At 46.2% G+C, this 21,715-nt stretch carries 20 protein-coding genes; 16 read left to right on the top strand and 4 right to left on the bottom strand.

Annotated features, from left to right (window positions below; genetic code table 11):
* Positions 1-301 precede the first annotated feature (301 nt).
* The 16 genes from Cabys_RS10005 to ygfK all read left to right on the top strand — a co-directional run bounded on the left by Cabys_RS10005 (position 302) and on the right by ygfK (position 17,217).
* Positions 302-601: a class I SAM-dependent methyltransferase gene (locus tag Cabys_RS10005; protein WP_044281317.1), complete on the top strand. Its 300-nt coding sequence runs from the start codon at positions 302-304 to the stop codon at positions 599-601.
* 278 nt (positions 602-879) lie between these two features.
* A complete protein-coding gene (locus Cabys_RS10000; RefSeq protein WP_006930225.1) occupies positions 880-1,473 on the top strand; it encodes a hypothetical protein in 594 nt (197 codons plus the stop codon).
* A gap of 86 nt (positions 1,474-1,559) precedes the next feature.
* A complete protein-coding gene (locus tag Cabys_RS09995) occupies positions 1,560-2,627 on the top strand; it encodes an N-acetylmuramoyl-L-alanine amidase (protein WP_006930221.1) in 1,068 nt (355 codons plus the stop codon).
* The gene (locus Cabys_RS09990; protein ID WP_006930219.1) at positions 2,620-3,165 is read left to right on the top strand and encodes a hypothetical protein; all 546 of its coding nucleotides are present in this window, start codon (positions 2,620-2,622) and stop codon (positions 3,163-3,165) included. The genes Cabys_RS09995 and Cabys_RS09990 overlap by 8 nt, the downstream gene beginning before the upstream one ends.
* Before the next feature lie 91 nt (positions 3,166-3,256).
* Positions 3,257-4,663, top strand: a complete 1,407-nt coding sequence (locus Cabys_RS09985; RefSeq protein ID WP_006930218.1) for a VanZ family protein — start codon at positions 3,257-3,259, stop codon at positions 4,661-4,663.
* Positions 4,664-4,775: 112 nt separating this feature from the next.
* A complete protein-coding gene (locus Cabys_RS09980; protein WP_006930217.1) occupies positions 4,776-5,069 on the top strand; it encodes a EutN/CcmL family microcompartment protein in 294 nt (97 codons plus the stop codon).
* On the top strand, positions 5,059-5,547 hold the full coding sequence (locus Cabys_RS09975) for an ACT domain-containing protein (protein ID WP_218921383.1): 489 nt from the start codon (positions 5,059-5,061) through the stop codon (positions 5,545-5,547). Before Cabys_RS09980 ends, Cabys_RS09975 begins: the two co-directional genes overlap by 11 nt.
* A 2-nt stretch (positions 5,548-5,549) precedes the next feature.
* Positions 5,550-6,914 carry a PFL family protein gene (locus Cabys_RS09970; RefSeq protein ID WP_006930214.1) on the top strand — a complete coding sequence of 455 codons (1,365 nt, stop codon included), beginning with the start codon at positions 5,550-5,552 and terminating at the stop codon, positions 6,912-6,914.
* Between the two features lie 16 nt (positions 6,915-6,930).
* Positions 6,931-7,791: a nitrilase-related carbon-nitrogen hydrolase gene (locus Cabys_RS09965; protein WP_006930213.1), complete on the top strand. Its 861-nt coding sequence runs from the start codon at positions 6,931-6,933 to the stop codon at positions 7,789-7,791.
* Between the two features lie 112 nt (positions 7,792-7,903).
* Entirely contained in the window at positions 7,904-8,416 is a 513-nt protein-coding gene (gene accB, locus Cabys_RS09960) for an acetyl-CoA carboxylase biotin carboxyl carrier protein (protein ID WP_006930212.1), read from the top strand.
* 187 nt (positions 8,417-8,603) lie between these two features.
* Entirely contained in the window at positions 8,604-10,169 is a 1,566-nt protein-coding gene (locus Cabys_RS09955; protein WP_006930211.1) for a HAMP domain-containing sensor histidine kinase, read from the top strand.
* The gene (locus Cabys_RS09950; protein ID WP_006930210.1) at positions 10,162-11,097 is read left to right on the top strand and encodes a GGDEF domain-containing response regulator; all 936 of its coding nucleotides are present in this window, start codon (positions 10,162-10,164) and stop codon (positions 11,095-11,097) included. Before Cabys_RS09955 ends, Cabys_RS09950 begins: the two co-directional genes overlap by 8 nt.
* Positions 11,072-11,602: a tetratricopeptide repeat protein gene (locus Cabys_RS09945; protein ID WP_006930209.1), complete on the top strand. Its 531-nt coding sequence runs from the start codon at positions 11,072-11,074 to the stop codon at positions 11,600-11,602. The genes Cabys_RS09950 and Cabys_RS09945 overlap by 26 nt, the downstream gene beginning before the upstream one ends.
* A gap of 8 nt (positions 11,603-11,610) precedes the next feature.
* Entirely contained in the window at positions 11,611-12,969 is a 1,359-nt protein-coding gene (accC, locus tag Cabys_RS09940) for an acetyl-CoA carboxylase biotin carboxylase subunit (RefSeq protein WP_006930208.1), read from the top strand.
* Positions 12,970-12,997: 28 nt separating this feature from the next.
* Positions 12,998-13,375 carry a glycine cleavage system protein GcvH gene (gcvH, locus tag Cabys_RS09935; protein ID WP_006930207.1) on the top strand — a complete coding sequence of 126 codons (378 nt, stop codon included), beginning with the start codon at positions 12,998-13,000 and terminating at the stop codon, positions 13,373-13,375.
* 689 nt (positions 13,376-14,064) lie between these two features.
* Complete coding sequence (gene ygfK / locus Cabys_RS09925) at positions 14,065-17,217, top strand: putative selenate reductase subunit YgfK (protein ID WP_218921382.1); 3,153 nt, start codon at positions 14,065-14,067, stop codon at positions 17,215-17,217.
* Between the two features lie 82 nt (positions 17,218-17,299).
* Here ygfK and Cabys_RS20055 read toward each other — a convergent pair whose 3' ends face one another.
* The 4 genes from Cabys_RS20055 to Cabys_RS09900 form a co-directional block, all read right to left on the bottom strand.
* Entirely contained in the window at positions 17,300-17,458 is a 159-nt protein-coding gene (locus Cabys_RS20055; protein WP_169833706.1) for a hypothetical protein, read from the bottom strand.
* A gap of 354 nt (positions 17,459-17,812) precedes the next feature.
* Positions 17,813-18,295 carry a (2Fe-2S)-binding protein gene (locus Cabys_RS09910; RefSeq protein WP_006930201.1) on the bottom strand — a complete coding sequence of 161 codons (483 nt, stop codon included), beginning with the start codon at positions 18,293-18,295 and terminating at the stop codon, positions 17,813-17,815.
* A gap of 25 nt (positions 18,296-18,320) precedes the next feature.
* Positions 18,321-19,193 (bottom strand): FAD binding domain-containing protein, encoded by an 873-nt coding sequence (locus tag Cabys_RS09905; RefSeq protein WP_006930199.1) that lies wholly within the window; start codon positions 19,191-19,193, stop codon positions 18,321-18,323.
* Positions 19,193-21,598 carry a xanthine dehydrogenase family protein molybdopterin-binding subunit gene (locus Cabys_RS09900; RefSeq protein ID WP_006930197.1) on the bottom strand — a complete coding sequence of 802 codons (2,406 nt, stop codon included), beginning with the start codon at positions 21,596-21,598 and terminating at the stop codon, positions 19,193-19,195. The genes Cabys_RS09905 and Cabys_RS09900 overlap by 1 nt, the downstream gene beginning before the upstream one ends.
* Between the last annotated feature and the right edge of the window lie 117 nt (positions 21,599-21,715).

The raw sequence follows: 21,715 nt of genomic DNA, 5'->3' as shown, positions 1-21,715 counted from the left end.
TGTGGTAAGAGCAAAGTGAGGCGCGGCCAGGAAGCCATCCTTTAACTGTGATTTTGTTAGTTTTAATATTTATTTTTAAATTACTTCCAATGTAATTCAAAATAGAGGTCTTAACTATGATTCACCTCGAAGACGCCGTCAACAACTTGCTTTGCTATTTAAAACGCCAGCGTAAAATCCGCGTTAACCAAGAGGTAGTGAAAGTCAACCTTGGCAGCGGATTAAATGTTTTGCCGGATTGGATAAATATTGATTCCAGCCTGAAAACCATTGTCGCCGGTAAGCCGCGACCGATCATCAAATGGCTTACATCCTTTTTCAGCAAAAAAAATGGTTTTCGGAAGAGCAGTATTGCGACACACTTAAAAATTTTACTTTTATTCATCACAATCTGGAATATGGATTGCCGTTTGAAAACGAGTCCGTGCATTTTATTTACGCCTCCCATTTAATCGAACATATTTTTAAATTGGAAAAGTATCTAAGAGAAGCTGGTTTTAAGAAGGTTTACCGCTGTTCGTTCAAACAGGGACGTGTTCCGGATATTGATCGTCTGGACAATCGGCCAGAACAAAGCCTTTTTGTGGAGGCCGTAAAGTAGTCATGTGTATAACCATCGGAGATCTTTGAAGAGATAAAGATTTCGGTCTCTTGCTGCGTCGGAATCCTCAGAATGATTCGAAAGAACCTTCTGAAACAATGTTAACAAAAAAGGTAGGCAGCGAATCCACATTGCTGATTGTACTCTTTTTTATGGATGGTTACGTCTTTTGTTTTCTCCGACCGATTCCCGCTTTCTTACGCAAAGTATTAAATTTTGATCACACCGCAGGCTTTATTAAATTTAGCCGTTGTACGTAAAACAATAAGATGGTTAAAATGGATTTAAAATCAATCATAAAGAAAAAAGAGATTCAAAAGGCCAAAAGGCAGTTCATCCAGTTTAGCGAAGGCGAATTGCAGAATCTTCGGGCGGATGAAATTGAACGCATCATCGATCATTTTCGTGGCAACACGCTGGTCAAACTGCCGGAGAGCGAGATCGCTTTTTTTGAATGGCTGAAAGAAAACGACCGCGCGGTGTGGGACGATCTATGGGCAGAGGGCGAAGAAGAAGGGTATCTGGTCAGCGTGGATTTTTTAAGAGAGTTCATTCGCGAAACGCCCTCTTTCCCCATTTGCGACCTGGTGGATCAACCCAATTACTGGTTTTCGGTACGACATATTAAGCCCAAAGGGATGGAGTATTTGCAAAACGAGTTAATGCTGAAAGTTGAAATTGACGAGCAGTTAACTTTAGAAGAACGTTTCCTGCTGGAAATCAGCGTGGCATCAACGGATATCTGGCATTTCTGTCACCGCTACCGGATCGATATCGAGGAAATGAAAAACGCCATTTCCGAAATGGTTTACAAGGGCTGGTTGGTGCATCTTACCAGCCGGGATGACCTGGTGAAATATCTCGATTTTTAAAGAGCAGTTTGTTTATTCAAAAGGATTTATTATATTTGCCATAGTAATTGATGGACTGAATTCACGCTTGAGGTAATACGTATCCGATGAATGAAATAGATCTATACATCTCCGTCCTGCTTAAATTTTTAACCGCATCGTTATTACTGGAACGGGTCATTGAATTTTTTGATAAGTTCCTGACGCTGATAGGCGTTGCCAGCGGTAAAAAAAACCTGCTAATGCGTCTGGCGGATATTCCTTTTTCTTATGATGAACAAAGCCAGCGCACTTTAAAGAAAGTCCTGCTGGTTCAGACGGCCGGAATTATCATTGGTACGGCCATCTGTTATTTTTCCGGTCTCGGGATATTAAAGGAGTTAAAACTGGTCGATTCCGTACATTCAAGATGGTTTGATATTCTGCTTTCAGGAATATTTATTTCCGGAGGCAGCGAACCGATTCATCAATTGATTAATTTTTTAAAAGGGCATAAAGAACAGCTTGCGGCGACCAACCTCAAAAAAATGCAGGAAATCGGTCGCCTGAGCAGCGTTAATCTTCAACGACCGGGCCAAAAAATTGGCATTACCTATCAGGGCGGACTTTACCCGGACAGGCCGGGGCATGGACTGCGTAAGGCCAATCCTACTTATATCGTCATTCACCATTCCGGCACTTCCACCAAAGCCAGTTTTGAAGATGTGGTAAACAAAGAAAAGCAGGAGCGCAAAAATGCACGGGGCGCTTATCGGCTCGATCCTTCGTTTCATTCGGTCATCACCTATGATGGCGTCATTCACAACTATTGCCGGTGGGATTCCATTGGCTGGCATGTGGCCAAAGGCCCGCGCGTAAGCAATGCCAATTCACTGGGCTTGTGTTTTGTCGGTAATTTTCGCAACAGGAGCTCCGGAAAAAATAAGCCTTCTGAACAGCAGATTGAAGCAGGCGCACGTTTGCTTGCCCTGTGGCGCTATTTGTACGATATCGAAGAAAAAAATGTGGTGCGACACAGCGATGTCCGCCGCGGAAAAATTATTTGCCCGGGTGAAAATTTCCCCATGGAACGCCTGGTGGCCAGATCGACCCAATTACTAAAAAGCTGGAAACAGGACGATACGATCTTGAAAGACCTGGAACAATTTAAAAAACAACGGTACATTTATGTTTAGCAAACGACTCGTTTATGTTTTAACCATGTTATTTGGAATGGCAAGCGTTTCGTTTGCCCAAACTGGTGATGGGCAAACAGGAATTTACACGCTTGAATTGATCAGAATCTATTTTTTGTTGTTGCTGTTTGCCACCATTTTAAATCGTTTACTGGAATATTTAAAAATTCTTGCTGCTTTTTTGAACGACAAATTTGGCCTTTTGACCGGCCTCTTTAATAGGATAATCCGGGCTGTTTCACAAAAGCTGGATGGACTGGGCATTGCCTACGACGAAAACAGGCTGAGCGCCAATGTTCGTAAGTACACCATTTCTGCCCTTATGCAATTTTTAGGTTTTGGAATGGGCGTTCTACTGGCTTTTGCTTTACAATTGAATGTTCTTGCGCCGCTTCATATTTTACCGCAGAATACAACCTGGGGGCTGATTATTAGCGGACTGTTAATCGGCGCCGGAGTGGAGCCGGTGCATTCCTTTTTTCGCATTGCCCAGGAAAAACGGAAACTGAAAAAAATGTTCACAGATCTGCAAAAATAATTTGACCTTGAACACAAATAATTCCGATCCTTTGAGTTAAAATTGTCCAATTGCTTTCAGGAAAAAAGTTGGAATAAAGGTGAATTCTATCATGGAAGAAAACAGAACCCTGCACAATTTGAAAATTCTGAGCATTGTAACCATTCTTTTCATCGTTTACAATACTTTAATCCCTTTTAAACCCTATTTAGAGCCGTGGAAGATCATCCGCAATCTACACCGCGTTGAGCTCATTCCCTTCATTGCCAGAGGTAAATTGAATCCGCTTACCGACCTGGTGGGCAATGTCATTTTGTTTATGCCCTTTGGTTTTTTTATTGCGCTGTATTTCATTCATTTGAATCGAAAGGTGCGTTTGGGGCGCGTGGTGCTGTTGGGCTTTTTGCTCAGTCTGTGCATCGAAGTTCTGCAAATCGGCTTTCGCTACCGCACGCCTTCTGTAACCGATCTGATCACCAACACGCTGGGAACCTTTATTGGCGTTGTTCTGGCCAGAATTTATTTCAAAGAATTGGAAGAGCGTCTTAAAAAAATATTGCATCATATTCTGGAAAATGAGCCCATTACGCTTATTCTGATTCTAATTATTCTGATTCAGTTTTTTGCCTCCATGTTGCCGTTTAATGTGACCATTACCGTTTCGGACCTTAAAAAAGCCATTGCCTACACCAATATTGAACCTTTCGGTTTTAAGCCATTGGGACTTATGCTGGGCGCACATGTTAAACATCTGGAACGTTTTGGCTTTTCTATAATTGATTTTGTGGGCAATATATTGTTTTATGCCGTCTTTGGATACCTTGTGTTATATTCCTACTATCAGTACTGGCGTGGCACGCGATATGGCCGCTTATTAATTCTGGGATTATTAATCGTCTATTTCCCGGCTCTGGAAGTAACTCAGTTTTTCATCAAGTCGCGCTTTAGCGATGTCAACGATATCATTAGCGGTTATCTGGGGGCCTGGAGCGGCGCGTTGCTTTTTTTACTGGTTAAAAAAGAACGCTGGTTCACCAACGGTAAAGAGCTCCAATTCCATCACTTTATTGCGCCCTTTTTAATTTATTTGATTTACGTTTTTTACAAAGGATTTAGCCCCTTTAATTTTAGTTCACAGCCAGACGTCCTGGCCTTGAATTTAAAGGTTCGTTATCTGGTGCCGTTCTACGCTTATTACAAAGTGACTTCGCTCTGGAATATCTACGATTTGCTGGAATCGTTTTTCTGGCTGATGCCTCTGGGTTTTGCCATTGCCTATCATGCCAGATCACATGGCGCAGAACATCAAATGTTTTTAAGAGCAATTTTTGCTGGCCTGGCCATCTCCTCCATTATTGAGATCAGTCAGTTGTTCCTGCCCACGCGCACGGGCGATATTACGGATGTGATTTTCATGACCATTGGCAGTTATATGGGAGCTTATCTTTTTAGATACTACTGGGAGACCTATGTGGCGCGCACCCAACCGTCGGAATTTGTAAAGTCTCTTAAGGCTTAACAAGCTTAAAGCGCAGGAAGGTACATAAAAATCATCGGTAATGTTGAAAATATTTTACAAAAGTGTTAGATTGCTATCTATTAAAGAAAAAGAATTTCGGGGAAGGTAAACATTGTTTTTAGGTAAAGTTGTTGGTTCGGTGTGGTCAACAAAGAAAACGGATAATCTGAAAAATTTACGTTTTTTAATTGTGAACCCCATTAATTTAAAGAGTGAACCGCTTACAGATGTAGTTATCGTGGCCGATGTGCTGGGCGCCGGCGTGGGAGAAACCGTTATCTGCGCTTACGGGCACGCAGCGCGCAGGGCAATCTGCCCCGAAAATCCTTCCGATTTGAGCATTGAAGCGGCCGTGGTGGGGATCGTCGATCGGATGGATGTGGATCCATCCTTCTATGAACAATAAACAAGACAGGGAAACGAATATGGAATTAAATGAGAAAGACATTAAAAAAATTGCCGAAGAAGCCATAAAGCAGTTGGGGCAAACGGCCACTCCACAGGCCGTTGAAAAGGTGGTTACGGCTACCATCGACCGTTTGCAAAAAAGTAAAAGCGAAGCGCCGGTGGAGGAGTGGAGGTCGGTAAAATCTGCGCGCAGAAAAACGACCGGCGAACGCATTATTATTACCGCCTTTGGTAAAAACAGAGTCGGCATTCTGGCCAAAATGACAGAGGTGCTTGCTAAAAATAATTGCGATATTCTGGACCTGACACAAAAATTGATGCAAGAATTTTTTACCATCATGTTGCTGGTGGATATTTCCAGCGCCAGCGCCGCATTCGACGCCATTAAACATGATTTGCTTGAAGCGGGTGAGGCTTTAGATCTGAAAGTTATTGTTCAACACGAAGAAATTTTTAACGCCATGCACAGGATTTAACCATGCCAATTGCCATAGAAGAGATATTAGAAACCATACGCATGACGGAGGTCGAACATTTCGACATCCGCACCGTAACGCTGGGTATTAATTTACGGGACTGCGTCGCCGACGATCTTAATCGATTGAAAAAAAATATTTATGATAAATTGATGCGCGTGGCCGGTGAACATGTAAAAGCCGCTCAAAAGATTGAAGCGGATTTTGGCATTTCCATTGCTAATAAAAGAATTTCGGTAACGCCCATTTCCATCATCACCGACGGTTTTCGCAAAGAGGACATGGTAGAAGTAGCCGAAGTACTGGACAAAGCCGCCGATGAACTGGGCATCGACTTTTTAGGCGGCTATTCTGCCCTGGTGCAAAAAGGTTGTTCCCACGGCGAACTGGCCTTCATTCAATCCATTCCCGAAGCGCTGGCCAAAACCAGACACGTTTGTTCATCGGTAAATGTGGCCACCACCAGAGCGGGTATTAACATGCGGGCCGTAAAGATGATGGGCCAGGTAGTCAAAGAAACCGCTTTATTAACGGCTGATCAGGACGCCATTGGTTGCGCTAAACTGGTTGTTTTTGCCAATGTGCCGGAAGACAATCCCTTTATTGCCGGAGCGTTTCATGGCGTTTCAGAACCGGAAGTGGTGGTAAACGTGGGCATTAGCGGCCCCGGCGTTATTTTGCGCGCCGTTAAGGAAGCGCCAGATGAGCTGGATATGGCGCAGTTGAGCGATCGCATTCGGCGCATGGCCTTTAAAATAACGCGCGCCGGTGAATTTATCGGCAAGCGCGTGGCCGAACTGCAAAATGTGCGCTTTGGGATCGTGGATATTTCGCTGGCGCCTACTCCCATGGAAGGCGATTCGGTGGCCGACATTTTAAAGGCCATGGGTTTTGAAGATGTGGGCGCGCCCGGCACCACTGCCGCTCTGGCTTTGTTAACCGATTCGGTTAAAAGGGGCGGTATGATGGCCTCATCGCACGTGGGCGGCATGAGCGGCGCCTTTATCCCGGTGAGCGAAGACGCGGGCATGATCGCCGCCGCCGAAAAAGGGCACATTACCATCGAAAAATTGGAAGCCATGACCAGCGTGTGCAGCGTTGGGCTGGACATGATCGCCGTCCCCGGCGAAACCAGCGCAGAAACCATCTCCGGAATCATACTGGACGAATGCGCCATTGGCATCATGAACAATAAAACGACCGCCGTGCGCATTATTCCCGTTCCCGGTAAGCAGGCCGGCGATGTGGTGGATTACGGAGGCCTGTTAGGCAAAGCGCCCATTATGCCGGTTTCTAATCTGAGCAATAAAATTTTTGTAAATCGAGGCGGGCAGTATCCTGCGCCTTCCCGAGGTTTAAGAAACTAGAAGTCCGGAGTAACCAATGGCCGAAACGCTCAAATTGACCATTGCTCAGCAAAACTGCGTGCTGGGTGAGCTGGAAAAAAATCTTGAAAAACATTATCAGGCAATTGAAGAAGCGATTGAGCATAAAAGTAAATTAATCGTCTTTCCGGAACTTTCATTAACCGGCTATTTTTTACGCGATGCGGTGGTGGAAGTCGCCTTACACATTGATGACGCCAAATTGAATCATTTACGCGACTTAAGTCAGCACATTGCCATTGATGTGGGCCTGGTTGAACTCAGCGATAAATACGAATTCTTCAACACGCAAGTCATCTTTTACCAGGGTGAAGTGATCGCCAGGCATCGCAAAGTCTATTTACCCACTTACAGTCTGTTCGAAGAAAAGCGCTATTTTAGTTCGGGAACCAGAATTCGTGCCTTTGACACGCCCATCGGCAAATTAGGTTTGCTGATTTGCGAAGATATGTGGCATCCCACCTCCGGCCTGATTTTAGCCCACGACGGCGCATCCATCATCATTGTTTCGGCGGCAGGCGTGGCGCGCGGCGTCAGCGAAGACGACAAACCGCAAAATGTGCGCGTATGGGAAACGCTAAATCGCTCCATGGCGGTGTTTACCACCTCGTTTATCGTTTTCGCCAATCGGGTGGGCGTGGAAGACGGCGTGCCTTTCTGGGGCGGATCGGAAATTATCCACCCTTCCGGTAAATCGTTAATTCAGGCGCCCTATTTTAAGGAATTTAATTTACACTGTAAAATAGACCTGCTGGAACTAAAACACGCGCGTGTAAATACGCAACTGTTAAAAGAAGAAAATTTTGATCTGCTGCTCTACGAATTCAAGCGTATTGCCGAACAAAACAGACAATATTAAAAAATGAAAAAGACTGTGCGCTAAATTTAATTGCGCACTTGGTTTTTAAACTATATATTAAAATTTTAATTGAATTTAAAAGGCCTGATGAAAAATAATTTAAGGAGGCAAGATGGATTTAAAAGAGTTAAAACAATTAATTAAAATCGTTGAAACTTCGGATATTAGTGAAATTGAAATAGAAGAAGAGGGGAAAAAATTACGCATCACCAAACGTTTCCCTTCTAAAAATGGCGAAACGGTTGTCATCCCAACCATGGCAACTCATCAGTCGATGCCCATGATGCCCGCTCAGCAAGCTCTGCCAGCGGTTCAGGAACAACCCGCCGCCCCGGCGGCAGCTCCGTCTGCCGAAGCCCAGGCCGAACCGGAAAGAGGAAAAAATATCGTTGAGGTGCGCTCGCCCATGGTTGGCACCTTTTATCGCGCGCCATCGCCGGATGCCGATCCTTACGTGGAAGTGGGGCAGACCGTGGCCGTAGGGCAGACCCTGTGCATCATAGAAGCCATGAAATTGATGAATGAAATCGAATCGGAAGTCAACGGTAAAATCGTTGAAATTCTGGTGGAAAACGCGCAGCCGGTTGAGTTTAATCAGGTGCTGTTTCTGATCGAAAAGGCGTAATGGTAAGTGAGTTGTTTTGAGCAGGCGGAATGGTTGTTCCGTCTGCCTTATTTTTAGCGGAGTTTTTGGAAACAACACGGATTTTAGCAAAAAAATAGGTGGTTTAAACGTTCCATAAACTCTTTGCTTTATAAATATTTTTAAACTTTTCTCCATAAATCAACTTAACCATAAAAAGAAACACTCGTTGAAATTAAAATACAAAATACTGTTCAGCTATCTGTTTCTTATCCTCTTATTCTCTGTGGCCCTGCTGGGCCTGCTTTTCGAAATCAAGCAGATATCCGCATCCATTAAAGATCACGCCCGGCATGATATTAAAAGCATCATTTATCTCTCGCAACAATTGCAGGAGCTGGAAACTTTAAACGCCAATTACATTTTAATTTTTATACCTTCCAATACCTCGCAAAAAATCATTAATCTGGAAAGAGCCAGGCAAAAGTTTTCTGCCTCGTGGGAAAAAGTAAAATCCAACTTAAAACAATCCTCATCCGCAAAAGATTTTAACCGCTGGCCTAAAAAAATTCTGAAAGCTGTTTTACACGTTAACCTTTTACAAACCGATTCAGTTTCCTACCGGTTAATACGTCAGACAGATAACAAATGGCTGGAATTAGATCGTAATATTAAAAAATCCGTTGAATTCATCCGTAAGAGAGATTTTAAAAACGCCCGGTATTTGCGCGAAACCTATGTTTTAAGCGCCTTAAAAGCTCTGCGGCAGGATTTGATCCAATTGAATAGGCAAATTGGCAACCAGAGTATCCAGCGTACGTTAACCATGGCCAGAATTGTGGAAAACATTCAATCTTCCATTCTGTTCATTGAACTGGGCCTGTTATTCGTTTCGTTACTAACGGCTTTTTTCATTGCCAGAAAGATCACCCGGCCCATTGAAGCCCTGAAGGACGGCATTCAGCGGATGGCCATTCAGGACTTTTCCCTGTCCATTCCCAATAAACCGAATGATGAAATCGGCGAGTTGAGTTCTGCCTTTGAAGAGCTTAGTTTACACTTAAAAGAGGCCGATCGGTTTAAGTCGGCCATTCTGTCGCAATTTACGCATGAAATGAAAAGTCCTCTCGGCTCGATTAAACAGGCTACGCTGCTGCTGGAAAATTCTTTAAAAGATCAAATGAACCCCACGCAAAAGCGTTTTCTGGAAATTATTAAAGGCAATTACCAGACCCTGCAAAGTTTAATTACCACTATTTTGCAAAGCGCCTCGTACGATCTGGGGAATATTCAGCTAAAATATCAGCGCATTAATGTGGTTAAAGTGGTTACGGAACTGTTGATCAATCTTTCACCCGTGATTAAGGAAAAGGATTTAAAGGTAAACATCAACTTTTCCTCAAAAACTATTGAGGCGGAGCTGGATGTGGAAAAATTTAAAGAAGTGGTTCAAAATCTTTTAAGTAATGCTGTAAAATTTTCCGATCGAGGCAAAGCCATTGAAGTGAAGCTCAGTGAACGGTTTGCGCTGATTCGTCTTTCGGTTAAAGATCAGGGAATTGGTATTCCGGAAAAGGAAATTCCTTACATCTTTGAAAAGATGTACCGCGCTTCCAATTCCGAAAAAATTAGCGTTAAGGGAACCGGTCTTGGTTTGTACATTGCATCGCAAATAGTCCGCGCCCACGGAGGCCAGATCAAGGTTAAAAGCGTTTTGGGGCGGGGAAGTGTTTTCACGGTAATTTTGCCTAAAAATCGTAGAATCGCCGAAGAAGGAGGATGGTTAAATGGTTGACCGATTCCATATTTTGATTGTAGATAACGACGAAAACGATCTCTTTTTGTGGCGGATGATTGTGGAGGGATTTGGGCATCAGGTTTCCACGGCGCGCAGCGGCCAGGAGACATTTCGCTTTCTGGAAAAACAAATCCCCGATCTGATTTTACTCGATCTAAAAATGCCCGGCATGTCTGGTATCGAAGTAAGCAAGCAGTTAAGGGAATTGCCCGCGTATCAAAATATTCCGATCATCATGCTCACTTCGTCCGATGATCTGGGCGATAAATTGCAGAGCTTTGAACAGGGCGTAGACGATTATGTAACCAAAGAAATGGAGCCGCTGGAAATTTCCAAACGCATTGAGGCCGTTTTAAAACGTTACCATAAAACACTGGATACCAATCCATTAACCCACCTGCCGGGCAATAACGCCATTCAGAAAGAACTGCAGCGGCGCATCGACGCCGGCCTGAAGTTTGCCGTGGTTTATTGCGATCTTGATCACTTTAAGGCTTTTAACGATGCTTACGGATTTGTGGAGGGAGATCGAGTCATTCAATTTACAGCCGACCTGCTTCGTAACATCTTAAAAGAAAAAGGAAACCAGGAAGATTTTTTAGGGCATGTGGGCGGCGACGATTTTGTCTTTTTAACCACGCCCGATAAAGTCGATCTTTTGTGTGGGGCGATTGTGCAGACCTTTCCTCAGGGAGTCAAGCAATTCTACAGCGAAGACGACTTAAAACAGGGCTATATTACGGCCAAAAATCGCAGGGGAGAAAGGGAAACCTTTCCACTAATGTCCATTTCGCTGGCTGTTGTAACCAATGAACATCGCTCTTTAAGCAGTGTGGCGGAGATTTCGCGCGTGGCATCGGAGATAAAAAAACTGGCCAAGTCAAAGTCAGGAAGTAATTATGTGGTCGATCAGCGGAAAAATTAAACTGTTGTTCGGGATAACGCTATTTTGGCTCTTCAGTCAATGCGCCTTTCAGCAGGGATTGGAGTCAACCAAAGAAAAAAAGGCGCTCCCGGAAAAACAAGTTGTGCTAACCATTGACAGCCTGCTGCGCGCAGGGGATTTTGTCAGGGCCGAAAAATACGCGCGGCTTTTCGAAAAACGATATCCGCTTTCACCGTATGCCGACGACATCGCCTTTCGATTGGCGTATTTGCATGTCATCGCGTTAAAGAACAACCCATTTTATGATTACGAAGAAGCGCGAAAGGCGTTTGAGAAATTTTTAATAAAATATCCCGAAAGTCGATATGCTTTAGCTTGTAATAATTGGCTAAAAGTTCTATATTTAAGTTTTCGATTAGAAAAACGCATAAACGAGCTGGAGAAAGAAAATAGAAGATTACGGAAGCAAATAGAGGAGAAAGCAGAAAAAATCATTCAACTACAAAATACATTGCAAGATATCGAAAAGGTGATTAAGAGATAGGAGGAGGTTTGTTTAAAAAGATTTTAATCGCAAATCGAGGTGAAATTGCCCTGCGCATCATTCGCGCCTGCAGAGAGATGGGCATTCAAACCGTTGCCGTGCATTCGGAAGCCGACGGCGATTCTTTACACGTTCGTCTGGCCGATGAAGCGGTGTGTATTGGTTCTGCTCAGAGCAATGAAAGTTATTTGAATCCCGTGCGCATCATTGCGGCCGCTGAAATTACCGGCGCAGATGCCATCCATCCGGGGTATGGTTTTCTGGCTGAGAACGCCGACTTTGCGGAGATGTGCGAATCGAGTAACTTGACTTTTATCGGTCCGCCGGCGCGCGTTATTCGCGATATGGGAAATAAATCGAAAGCTAAAGAATTGATGAAAAAATCCGGTGTGCCGGTTGTGCCGGGCAGTGAAGGCGTGGTTGAATCTCTGGAACAGGGAATCAAAATCGCCGGGGAAGTCGGTTATCCGATTATTTTAAAAGCGGTTTCCGGCGGCGGCGGCCGGGGCATGCGCATTATCCGTTCTGAAGATGAGTTCGAAAGCAACTTTCAGATGGCCCAGGCCGAAGCCCGCGGCGCGTTCGGCGATCCATCCATGTACATCGAAAAATTTATTGAAGAACCGCGCCATATTGAGATTCAGGTGATGGCCGATTCTCATGGCAATGTTATTCATCTGGGCGAACGCGAATGCAGCATCCAGCGCCGGCACCAAAAACTAATTGAAGAGGCGCCTTCGCCCGTTGTGGATGAAGAACTGCGACAAAGAATGGGACAGGTAGCGGTTCAAGGTGCGCAGGGGGTCGGCTATGTCAGCGCAGGCACCATCGAATTTCTATTAGATAAAGATAAAAATTTCTATTTTATGGAAATGAATACGCGGATTCAGGTGGAGCATCCCGTAACGGAAATGGTAACCAATGCAGACCTGTTGAAAGAACAGATTCTGGTGGCAGCCGGCGAGAAATTAGACCTGACTCAGGAGCAGGTCAAAATTACGGGACACGCCATCGAATGCCGCATTAATGCCGAAGACTGGGAAAAGAACTTTATGCCCAATCCGGGAAAAGTTGAATTCTTTCACCTGCCAGGCGGCCCGGGTATCCGCGTGGATAGCCATGTTTATCAGGGATATTCCATTCCGCCTTATTACGATTCGCTGATCGCCAAACTCATTGCGTTTGGACGGGACCGCAAGGAAGCCATTCAGCGCATGAACCGCGCGCTGGAAGAATTTGTCATTGAAGGCGTGAAAACGACCATTCCCTTTCACCTGAAATTAATCAATCGTCCGGAATTTTTATCCGGCCATTTTGACACGGGATTCCTGGATCGCGTCAATCTTTTGGAAGAAGTGGAAAAGTAGTTTTTAAAATTTAAAATTGGAGGTTCAAATGAACGTACCGGAAAATCTGAAATACACCGAAGACCATGAGTGGGCCAAAATCGAGGGCGATGTGGCTATTGTTGGCATTACCGATTATGCTCAGGGCGAACTGGGCGATGTTGTTTTTGTAGAACTCCCCGAGGTTGGCGCCACCGTTTCCAAAGGCGATACCTTCGGCACCATTGAAGCCGTTAAAGCTGTTGCCGATTTGTTTGCGCCGCTCTCCGGCGAAATTATCGAAGTTAACGAAAAATTAGGCGCCGAGCCGGAAACGATCAACAAAGACCCATACGGTGAAGGCTGGATGGTTAAGATTAAATTGTCTGATCCTGGCGAAGTTAACGATTTAATGGATGCCGAAACTTACAAAGAAAAGATTAGTTAATATTTGCCCTCCACCCCTCTCTCAAATTAAAAGTTTGAGAGAGGGTGTGCAGCAGGGCGGCGCTGCCGTTCGTTGAGTGGTTGCTGAGCGTAGTCGAAGCAACCGTTGATTGTGAAGAACCTTCCATCGACTGCGCCCCCCTTCGACTACGCTCAGGGCAAGCCTTCGACTGCGCTCCCTTCGGCTTCGCTCAGGGAGCGGGAGTATGGTTGTTTAGAGAAGTTGAAAAGCGGTTGCTGAGCGTAGCCGAAGCAACCGTTGATTGTAAAGGCCCTTCTATCTACTACGCCCAGGGAGCGGTAAGGAAGGAAAAAGATTTCTTGTCTCACCCCGGGGCTGGAGACGTGAAATGACAGGCCGGTGCAAACACTTTGAACCGTGATTGGCTTAATTTCGGGAATAAAAGGATTTTCTTTTCTGCTCTCCCAAATTTCTTTTTAAATTGTAGAATAAAATCTTATTGGCGTAAAAAATCATGTAAATCCTTCAATCCTGTTAATCAAGGTTCAAAAATCCCCCCTAAACCACTAAACATGTAGCCTTACACCTTGTTATGCTACCAAGTGCCTGGCGTACTTTGCAGATCTCGACTATTGTTTTATTGTTTGTTCTAAATGAAAAAAATTTTTATCTTTAACTTCAGGCAATTTTACGAAATTGCGAAATTTTGGTTGGATTTACAGGAGTATATGATGTCTGATGTGATGCGGCCCATTCCGTTTGAAGAATTTTTGAACTGGTTGATCGACGAATTTGCTAAAAAGCGCACCATCTTTTCCTATCCGGCGGAAAAATTCTTTTTTAAACACAACGACAGGCGGATAAAACTGTTTGAACATACGCTCGAAACACCCCTGGGACCCGCGGCCGGTCCTCACACACAGATGGCGCAAAATATCGTGGTCGCTTATCTGGCAGGGGGACGCTTCTTTGAATTAAAAACGGTGCAAAAATTGGATCAATTGCAAATTCCGCGTCCCTGCATCGAAGCGCAGGACGAAGGCTACAATGTGGAATGGTCGCAGGAATTGCAGCTGGAGCAATCGTTCGATGAATATGTGAAAGCATGGTTTGCCCTGCATTTGCTCCAGGCTGTTTTCAATGATCAGGCTGCTGTTTCTCCGGCTTTTATTTTTAACATGAGCGTAGGGTACGATCTAAAGGGCATTCAAAGTCCAAAGATGGATCGCTTCATTAATCACTTAATCGATGCCTCTAAATCTGAAACGTTTAACGACTATAAAAAGCAGATGCTAATCTGGTTAAAGAAACAGGGGATTGCCGAAAAACTAATCGCCCTGTCTCCGCAAGGCGATCGTGTCGTTTTAGAACACGTTGTAGAAACGCTTGAAACTATTTCACCGCAAATTACCAATTCGGTAACCGTTTCGACCATGCACGGCTGCCCGCCGCAGGAAATCGAAGCAATTTGTTCTTATTTGTTATCCGAAAAAAAATTGCACACCTACGTCAAATTAAATCCGACTTTGTTGGGCTTTGAAGGCGTGCAAAAAATATTGAACAACCTGGGTTACCGCTACATCGAACTGGATCGATCAGCTTTTGAACACGACTTGCAATACGCCGACGCCCTTCCCATGATCCGACGCCTGCAGCATATTGCCGCTGAACAGGGCAGGGTTTTTGGGATTAAGCTTTCCAATACGCTGGGCACAAAGAATAAACTGGGACGTTTGCCTGGCGACGAAATGTACATGTCCGGACGGGCTCTTTTCCCCTTAACCATCAATCTGGCCGGCCGTCTGGCAACCGATTTGGACGGCAAGATCAATATCTCGTTTTCCGGCGGCGCTTCCATTTACAATGTACGAGATATTCTGGAAACGGGAATCTTTCCGGTAACCATGGTAACCGATTTGTTAAAACCCGGCGGTTACGCGCGCCTGTTTCAGATGGCTGAAGAGGTGGATGCGCACTCCTGGCCGGAATGGACGCAGGCCGGTCAAATCAATCTCCAAAAATTGAACGCTCTGGCTGCCAGCGCACTGCAAGACAACTATTATCGCAAAGCACGCAGGGAAGTGGACAGTATTAAAATAAAAAAAGCGCTGCCTGTTTTTGACTGCTATCTGTCGCCTTGCCGGGAGGCCTGTCCCATTCATCAGGATGTGGCCGAATACATTCGCCTGGTGGAAGAGGAACGGTACCTGGATGCCTTTAAGGTGATTATCGAGACCAATCCTTTACCGCACATAACCGGTTACATTTGCGATCATCAATGCATGTACCATTGCACACGCTGGGATTACGAGGATCCGGTGTACATCCGCGAGATGAAAAAAGTGGCCGCCGAAAATTCATGGGAAACCTTCATTAAAAATTACGGGAAAACTTTAGCGCCGAAGCAGACCAATGGTATTAAGGCGGCGATTGTAGGCGCCGGACCGGCCGGTCTTTCGGCCGCCTATTTTCTGGCGCGCAGCGGATTCGAGGTGACTGTTTTTGAAAAAGAAGAAAAGGCCGGCGGTGTGGTGCAAAATACCATTCCCGATTTTCGTCTGCCGCAGTATGCCATCGATCGTGATGTTGAACTGGTTGAAAAATACGGCGTAAACTTTCAATTTGGAGCGCGGAATATTACGGTTATAAACTTAAAAGAGCGGGGATTTAAATACGTATTTTTAGCCATTGGCGCCGGAAAATCGCGCAAATTGTCCCTGCATCCGGAAAACGGCCCTGTCATCGACGCGCTTGAATTTTTACACCATTTTAAACAAAAAAAGACCTTACAATTAGGTAAAAAAGTGGCCGTGATCGGCGGAGGAAATTCGGCCATGGACGCCGCCCGCGCAGCTAAACGCCTGAGCGGGGTGGAGCAGGTTTATATTGTTTACCGCCGAACCAGAGAGTTTATGCCGGCTGATCGAGAAGAACTGGAAGCCGCCTTAAAAGACGGTGTGATTTTTAAAGAGCTGTTGTTGCCGGTTGGTTTTGAAAAAGGGAGGCTAACCTGCCAGAAGATGGTTCTGGGCCAAATTGATGAAGACGGACGGCGAAGCGTAAAAGCCATTGAAAACGCCTTCGAAGAATTGAACGTTGATGCAGTGATCACAGCCATTGGCGAACAGGTGGATGAGCAGTTTTTAAAAGACAATGGCATTGTTCTGAAAAAAACGCAGAATGAAGAAGTTATTGTTGAAACCAACGTACAAAATGTTTTTATAGGCGGAGACGCTCTGCGCGGTCCCTCCACCGTGGTGGAATCCATTGCCGATGGCAAAAAAGCGGCCGAATTGATTGCCTTGAAAGAGCAACAAAAACCGACTGCCGCCGCCGATCTTAAAACGCTAATCGATCGATCGAAACTGAAAGCCGATCTTTTACAACGTAAAGGAATGGTTGTTGCCCTGCAAACCGATCCAGCGCAGGAAGCCGCACGCTGTTTAAGTTGTAATTTTGTATGCGACAAATGCGTGGAGGTGTGTCCGAACAGAGCCAACATGGCGCTTCCTGTAGCGGATGGTGGAAACGACTCGTTTACGGATGTCGCTCAGATTTTACACATTGATGGCTTTTGTAATGAGTGCGGCAATTGCGAGACCTTTTGTCCCTACCAGGGTAAGCCTTACAAAGACAAAATTACCGTATTCTGGACCAAAGAAGATTTTGAAGACAGTAAAAACGAGGGTTTCTGGCTGCGCCAGCGCAACGGAACGTTGAGCTTTGCCGCGCGTCTGAAGGGGCAAAACGGTGAAATTGTGCTGGATCAAAAAGGGGAGTTGCTTAAAGCGGACTGGAAGCAAAAAGATGAATATTTTGATCGCTTTCTGGCTGTCCTGCGGGAAGTGGCTTTAAAGCACCCATATTTGCTGAAGGGTTAGACTTCGCTCAACCAATGTCCCGCTCCCTGAGCGTAGTCGAAGGGAGCGGTGAAGAAGGGGAGCGAAATCGATGGAAGGTCTTTCACAAATCAACGGTTGCTTCGACTACGCTCAGCAACCGATTTTCAACTTCACTCAGCAACCGATTTTCGGCTACGCTCAGCAACCGTACTCCCGCTCCCTGAGCGTAGCCGAAGGGAGCGGTGAAAAAGGGGAGCGAAATCGATGGAAGGTCTTTCACAATCAACGGTTGCTTCGACTACGCTCAGCAACCGATTTTAGACTGTACTCAGCAACTGCTTTTCAACTACGCTCAGCAACCGCACTCCCGCTCCCTGAGCGTAGCCGAAGGGAGCGGTGAAAAAGGGGAGCGAAATCGATGGAAGGTTCTTCAAAATCAACGGTTGCTTCGACTACGCTCAGCAACCGATTTTTGACTACTCTCAGCAACTGCTTTTCAACTTCGCTCAGCAACCATACTCCCGCTCCCTGAGCGCAGTCGAAGGGAGCGTAGCCGAAGGGAGCGCAGTCAAATGCTTGCCCTGAGCTAAGTCGAAGGGGAGCGTAACCACCGCAACTCTAAACTTTTACAACTTTAACCTTTTTCCTCTTGCATTTCTTCTGCGGTAGCCTCAATGGCCTGAATGATCTGCTTGTAACCGGTGCAGCGGCAAAGATTCCCGGCGATGGCTTCTTTAATGGTCTCCTCATCGGGCTGAGGATTTTTCTTTAAAAGCGCGTAAGAAGACATGAGCATGCCGGGAATACAAAAGCCGCACTGGACAGCCCCGTATTCCAGAAAGTTCTTTTGCAAAGGATGGAGCGTTTGGCCTTCGGCCAGCCCTTCCACGGTGATAATTTCTGCGCCACGGGCCTGCGGCGCTAAAATCAGGCAGGAATGAACGGCCTGCCCATTCATGATGATGGTACACGCGCCGCATTCTCCCACCGAGCACCCCTCTTTGGTGCCCGTAAGACCAAGCTCATCGCGCAAAACATCCAACAAACGCCGATTGGCTGAAGTAAAAACTTGAACCTTTTGTCCGTTTACGGTGAATTCTATTTTAATTTTCTTCATTTTGCCCTCGTTACATAAATAAAGTTCAATTGTTGCCTGAGATTATTTTAAGCATCATATTAAAAAACGCTTGTTGCAATACGGGCAATTTATAGGCCGAAGACCAGCGTAATCCGGTAATATCCAGTACCTGCCGGCCCAGCGAAACAGCCAGTTCTCTTAAAAATTCTTCTTCGGCCGGTTTGCCTTTTGCCAGATTTTCAAGTTCCGGAAAGCGTTTACCGATGGGCGTTACAGCGCCAGAGGCAATACGCATATCGCTAATGATGTTGCCTTCCAGCCGCAAGAGCACGGCCAGCGTAATGCGGCTGATGGAAACGCCTCTGCGGCGCCCCAGCTTGTAAAACTCACCCCTGTAATCATCTAACAATTCAGGTAAAATGATTTCTTTTACCACTTCCTGCGGTTGCAATTGAGTTTTGTAAGGTTTCAGCAAAAAATCAGCCAGGGGCAGGCGTCGTGTTTCCTTAAGAGATTGAACTACGATTTGCGCATCATACACCAGCAAGGGAGGAACGGAATCGGCACAGGGCGCGTTGTTCACAAAGTTACCAGCAATGGTAGCTCGATTACGTATTTGAACGCTTCCTATTTGTGCGGCGGAGGCGACAAGCAGCGGGTATTTTTCTTGAATGATGCTGTTTTCGACAATCGAAGTAAAGGTGGCCGCGCCGCCAATGTGCAGACCGTCGTCCTGCCACTCGATGTTGGTTAGTTCCGGCACCTGTGAAATATCGATTAAAACATGAATGTCGCGAAAACGGCTGGAATTGATGTGGAAGCCGGGAATAATGTCCGTTCCACCGGCAATCAGGCGGGCCTCACTGTTGAAATGATCCAGCGCTTCCAGTGTTTCCTTTAAATTTTGTGCTTTATAATATTCAATTTCAGGAATCATCACACACTACCTCGTTTTTTAGACCAGGGATAAAGTTTGTGTTCCAATAGAATCTCTTCCAGATTGAGGGGCAGATGGAAAAATCGTTTACCTGTGGCATTGCGCACGGCGTTGGCAATGGCTGCCGCCGTCAGTTCCAGGGTTGGTTCGCCCAGTGATTTTGCGCCCCACGCCCCGTGTGGATCGTTGCCCTGAACAAAGATCGGTTCAATGGGCCCGATATCTTTGCTGGTGGGAATTAAATATTGATCGAAGTTCAGTTCACGAATGAACCCTTCGTCCACGCTGATCTCTTCCCATAAACCATAACCGGCTCCCTGGGTTACGCCGCCGTAAACCTGTCCCTGTGCGCCCAGAAGGTTAATAACGGTGCCGGGATCATGAACGGCAACCACGCGATCCACATACACCTCTCCGGTAATCATATTAACCGTTACCTCGGCCACATGACAACCGTACACATAGGTAAAATAGGCCGGCCCCTGGCCGAACTCCTCGTCCCAGTGAACTTCAGGGCCGGCGTACCAGCCGATGGCAGAAAGATTGACGCCCTGCGAATAAGCCAGATTACACACCTCGCTAAAGGGCATGGCGCGATCCGGATCGTCTTTTACGCGTACGATGCGATCTTTAAAAATGAATTCGGTGTCTTTTGTTAAATTCCATTTTTTGCGCAGGGCGTCTTCCAGACGACGGCGTAAAATTTCGGCGGCGGCTTTGGTGGCGCCTCCGCCCATTAAGGTCGCACGTGAAGCCACCGTTGGGCCGCTATCGCCCACATGGTGCGTATCCTGATCCAGATAATAAATATCCTGCGGATCAATACCCAACACCTCCGCAGCAACAATAGCGTAGGTGGTACGCATTCCCTGACCGTTTTCGGCCAGACCGGAAAGCAGCAGGGCAGAGCCATCCTGCTGCAAAAGCAAATAGGCGGCCACCGCATCAATGCCTTCCGCGCCCAGCGAACAACCTCTGAAGCTGACGGCCAGCCCAATCCCTTTACGCAATTGCGCTTCCGGTTCTAACAAATCGCTTTTGCCAAGCACCAGATTCTGGGGATTGGCGGCAATACCGGCCGAAACCATGGGCGCCAGGCGTTTGTTTTGCTGCTGGTATTTTTGCCATTTACGAGAAAAATCGCTTTTTTCTACGGCTGTTTTTAGAACGGTTAAAAGATTAACATCGTGGTCGAGCAATTGGTGTCCGGTGGCGGTTACAGATCCTGCTTTAAAGCCGTTAATTTCGCGGATTTCATCAGGCCGTTTGCCCAGTTGAATGGCGATTTCATCCATAATGGATTCCTGGGCAAAGATAGGCTGTGGCGAGCCAAAGCCGCGCATGGCGCCGGCATACGGATTGTTGGTGTACACGCCGCGAACATCGGTCCACACATTTTCCACCTCGTAAGGTCCGGTGGCCTGTACCACGGAGCGCCAGGTGACAAAGGGCGTCATAGAAGAGTAGGCGCCGCCATCGGCCACAATATCGATCTTCATCGCTTTTATTTTACCCTGTTTGGTAAAGCCCACCTTGTAGCGCATGTAATAGGCGTGTCGTTTGTAGGATTCCAGAATGGAGTCTTCGCGCGTGTAACGAATTTTTACGGGCTTTCCGGTTTTTAGAGCCGCCACAGCGGCACGAGAGGCCAGAATATTCATGATGTCGTCTTTACCGCCAAACGACCCGCCCAGTTCCGCCTGCTGAACGCGTACCTTTGCCAGCGGCCAGCCCAGAACGGCGGCCACTACTTTGCGCGTGGTATAAAGATTTTGAATACTGCCAATAATGTGAATGCCTTTGTTGCCTTCGCGGGGGATGGCAATTACGGCTTCCGGTTCAATGTAGGCGTGCTCGATGAAGGGCGTTGTGTAGGTCTGCTCCAGAACATGGTCGCTTTCTTCAAATCCTTTTTCAATATTTCCCTTGCGCACCCGATGATGAACAATTAGATTGGATTTTTGATCGGGATGAATCAGCGGCGCGTCGGGCTCTAACGCTTTTAAAGGATCGGTTAAAACAGGTAAGGGCTCATAGTCCACCTTTACCTTATCGCGCAATGTGAGAAGCGCCTCTTCCGAAGGACCAACCAGCATGGCCACCACATCGCCAGGCGTTACGATTTTTTCGTCGCAAAAAATGGGCTGATCCTGTTTAATGGCACCTACCTTTCGAGCGCCCGGCACGTCTTTGGCAGCGCAAATGGTTACAATCGACGGATCATTTTCCACAGACGAGAAGTCAATGGAACGGATGCGGGCATGGGCCACAGGAACGCGCACCATTACGCCGAACAACTGTCCCGGTACGTTGTAATCGTCCGCAAATTTTGCCTGCCCGGTGACCTTTTCCAGTCCATCAAGCCGCACAACCGGTTTGCCAACTATGGAAAAATCTCTTTTCATATTGTTCCTTAAATTGGTTCGTCTTTTATTATGTTGAACGGTTAAATAGTTGAATGGTTGAATAGTTAAATAGAGACCACTCCGTGCAAGCACACAGTGCAGGCTCTCAACCCATTC

The sequence above is a fragment of the Caldithrix abyssi DSM 13497 genome (assembly GCF_001886815.1).
Lineage (GTDB): Bacteria > Calditrichota > Calditrichia > Calditrichales > Calditrichaceae > Caldithrix > Caldithrix abyssi.
This window is presented reverse-complemented; position numbering and strand designations above follow the sequence as displayed.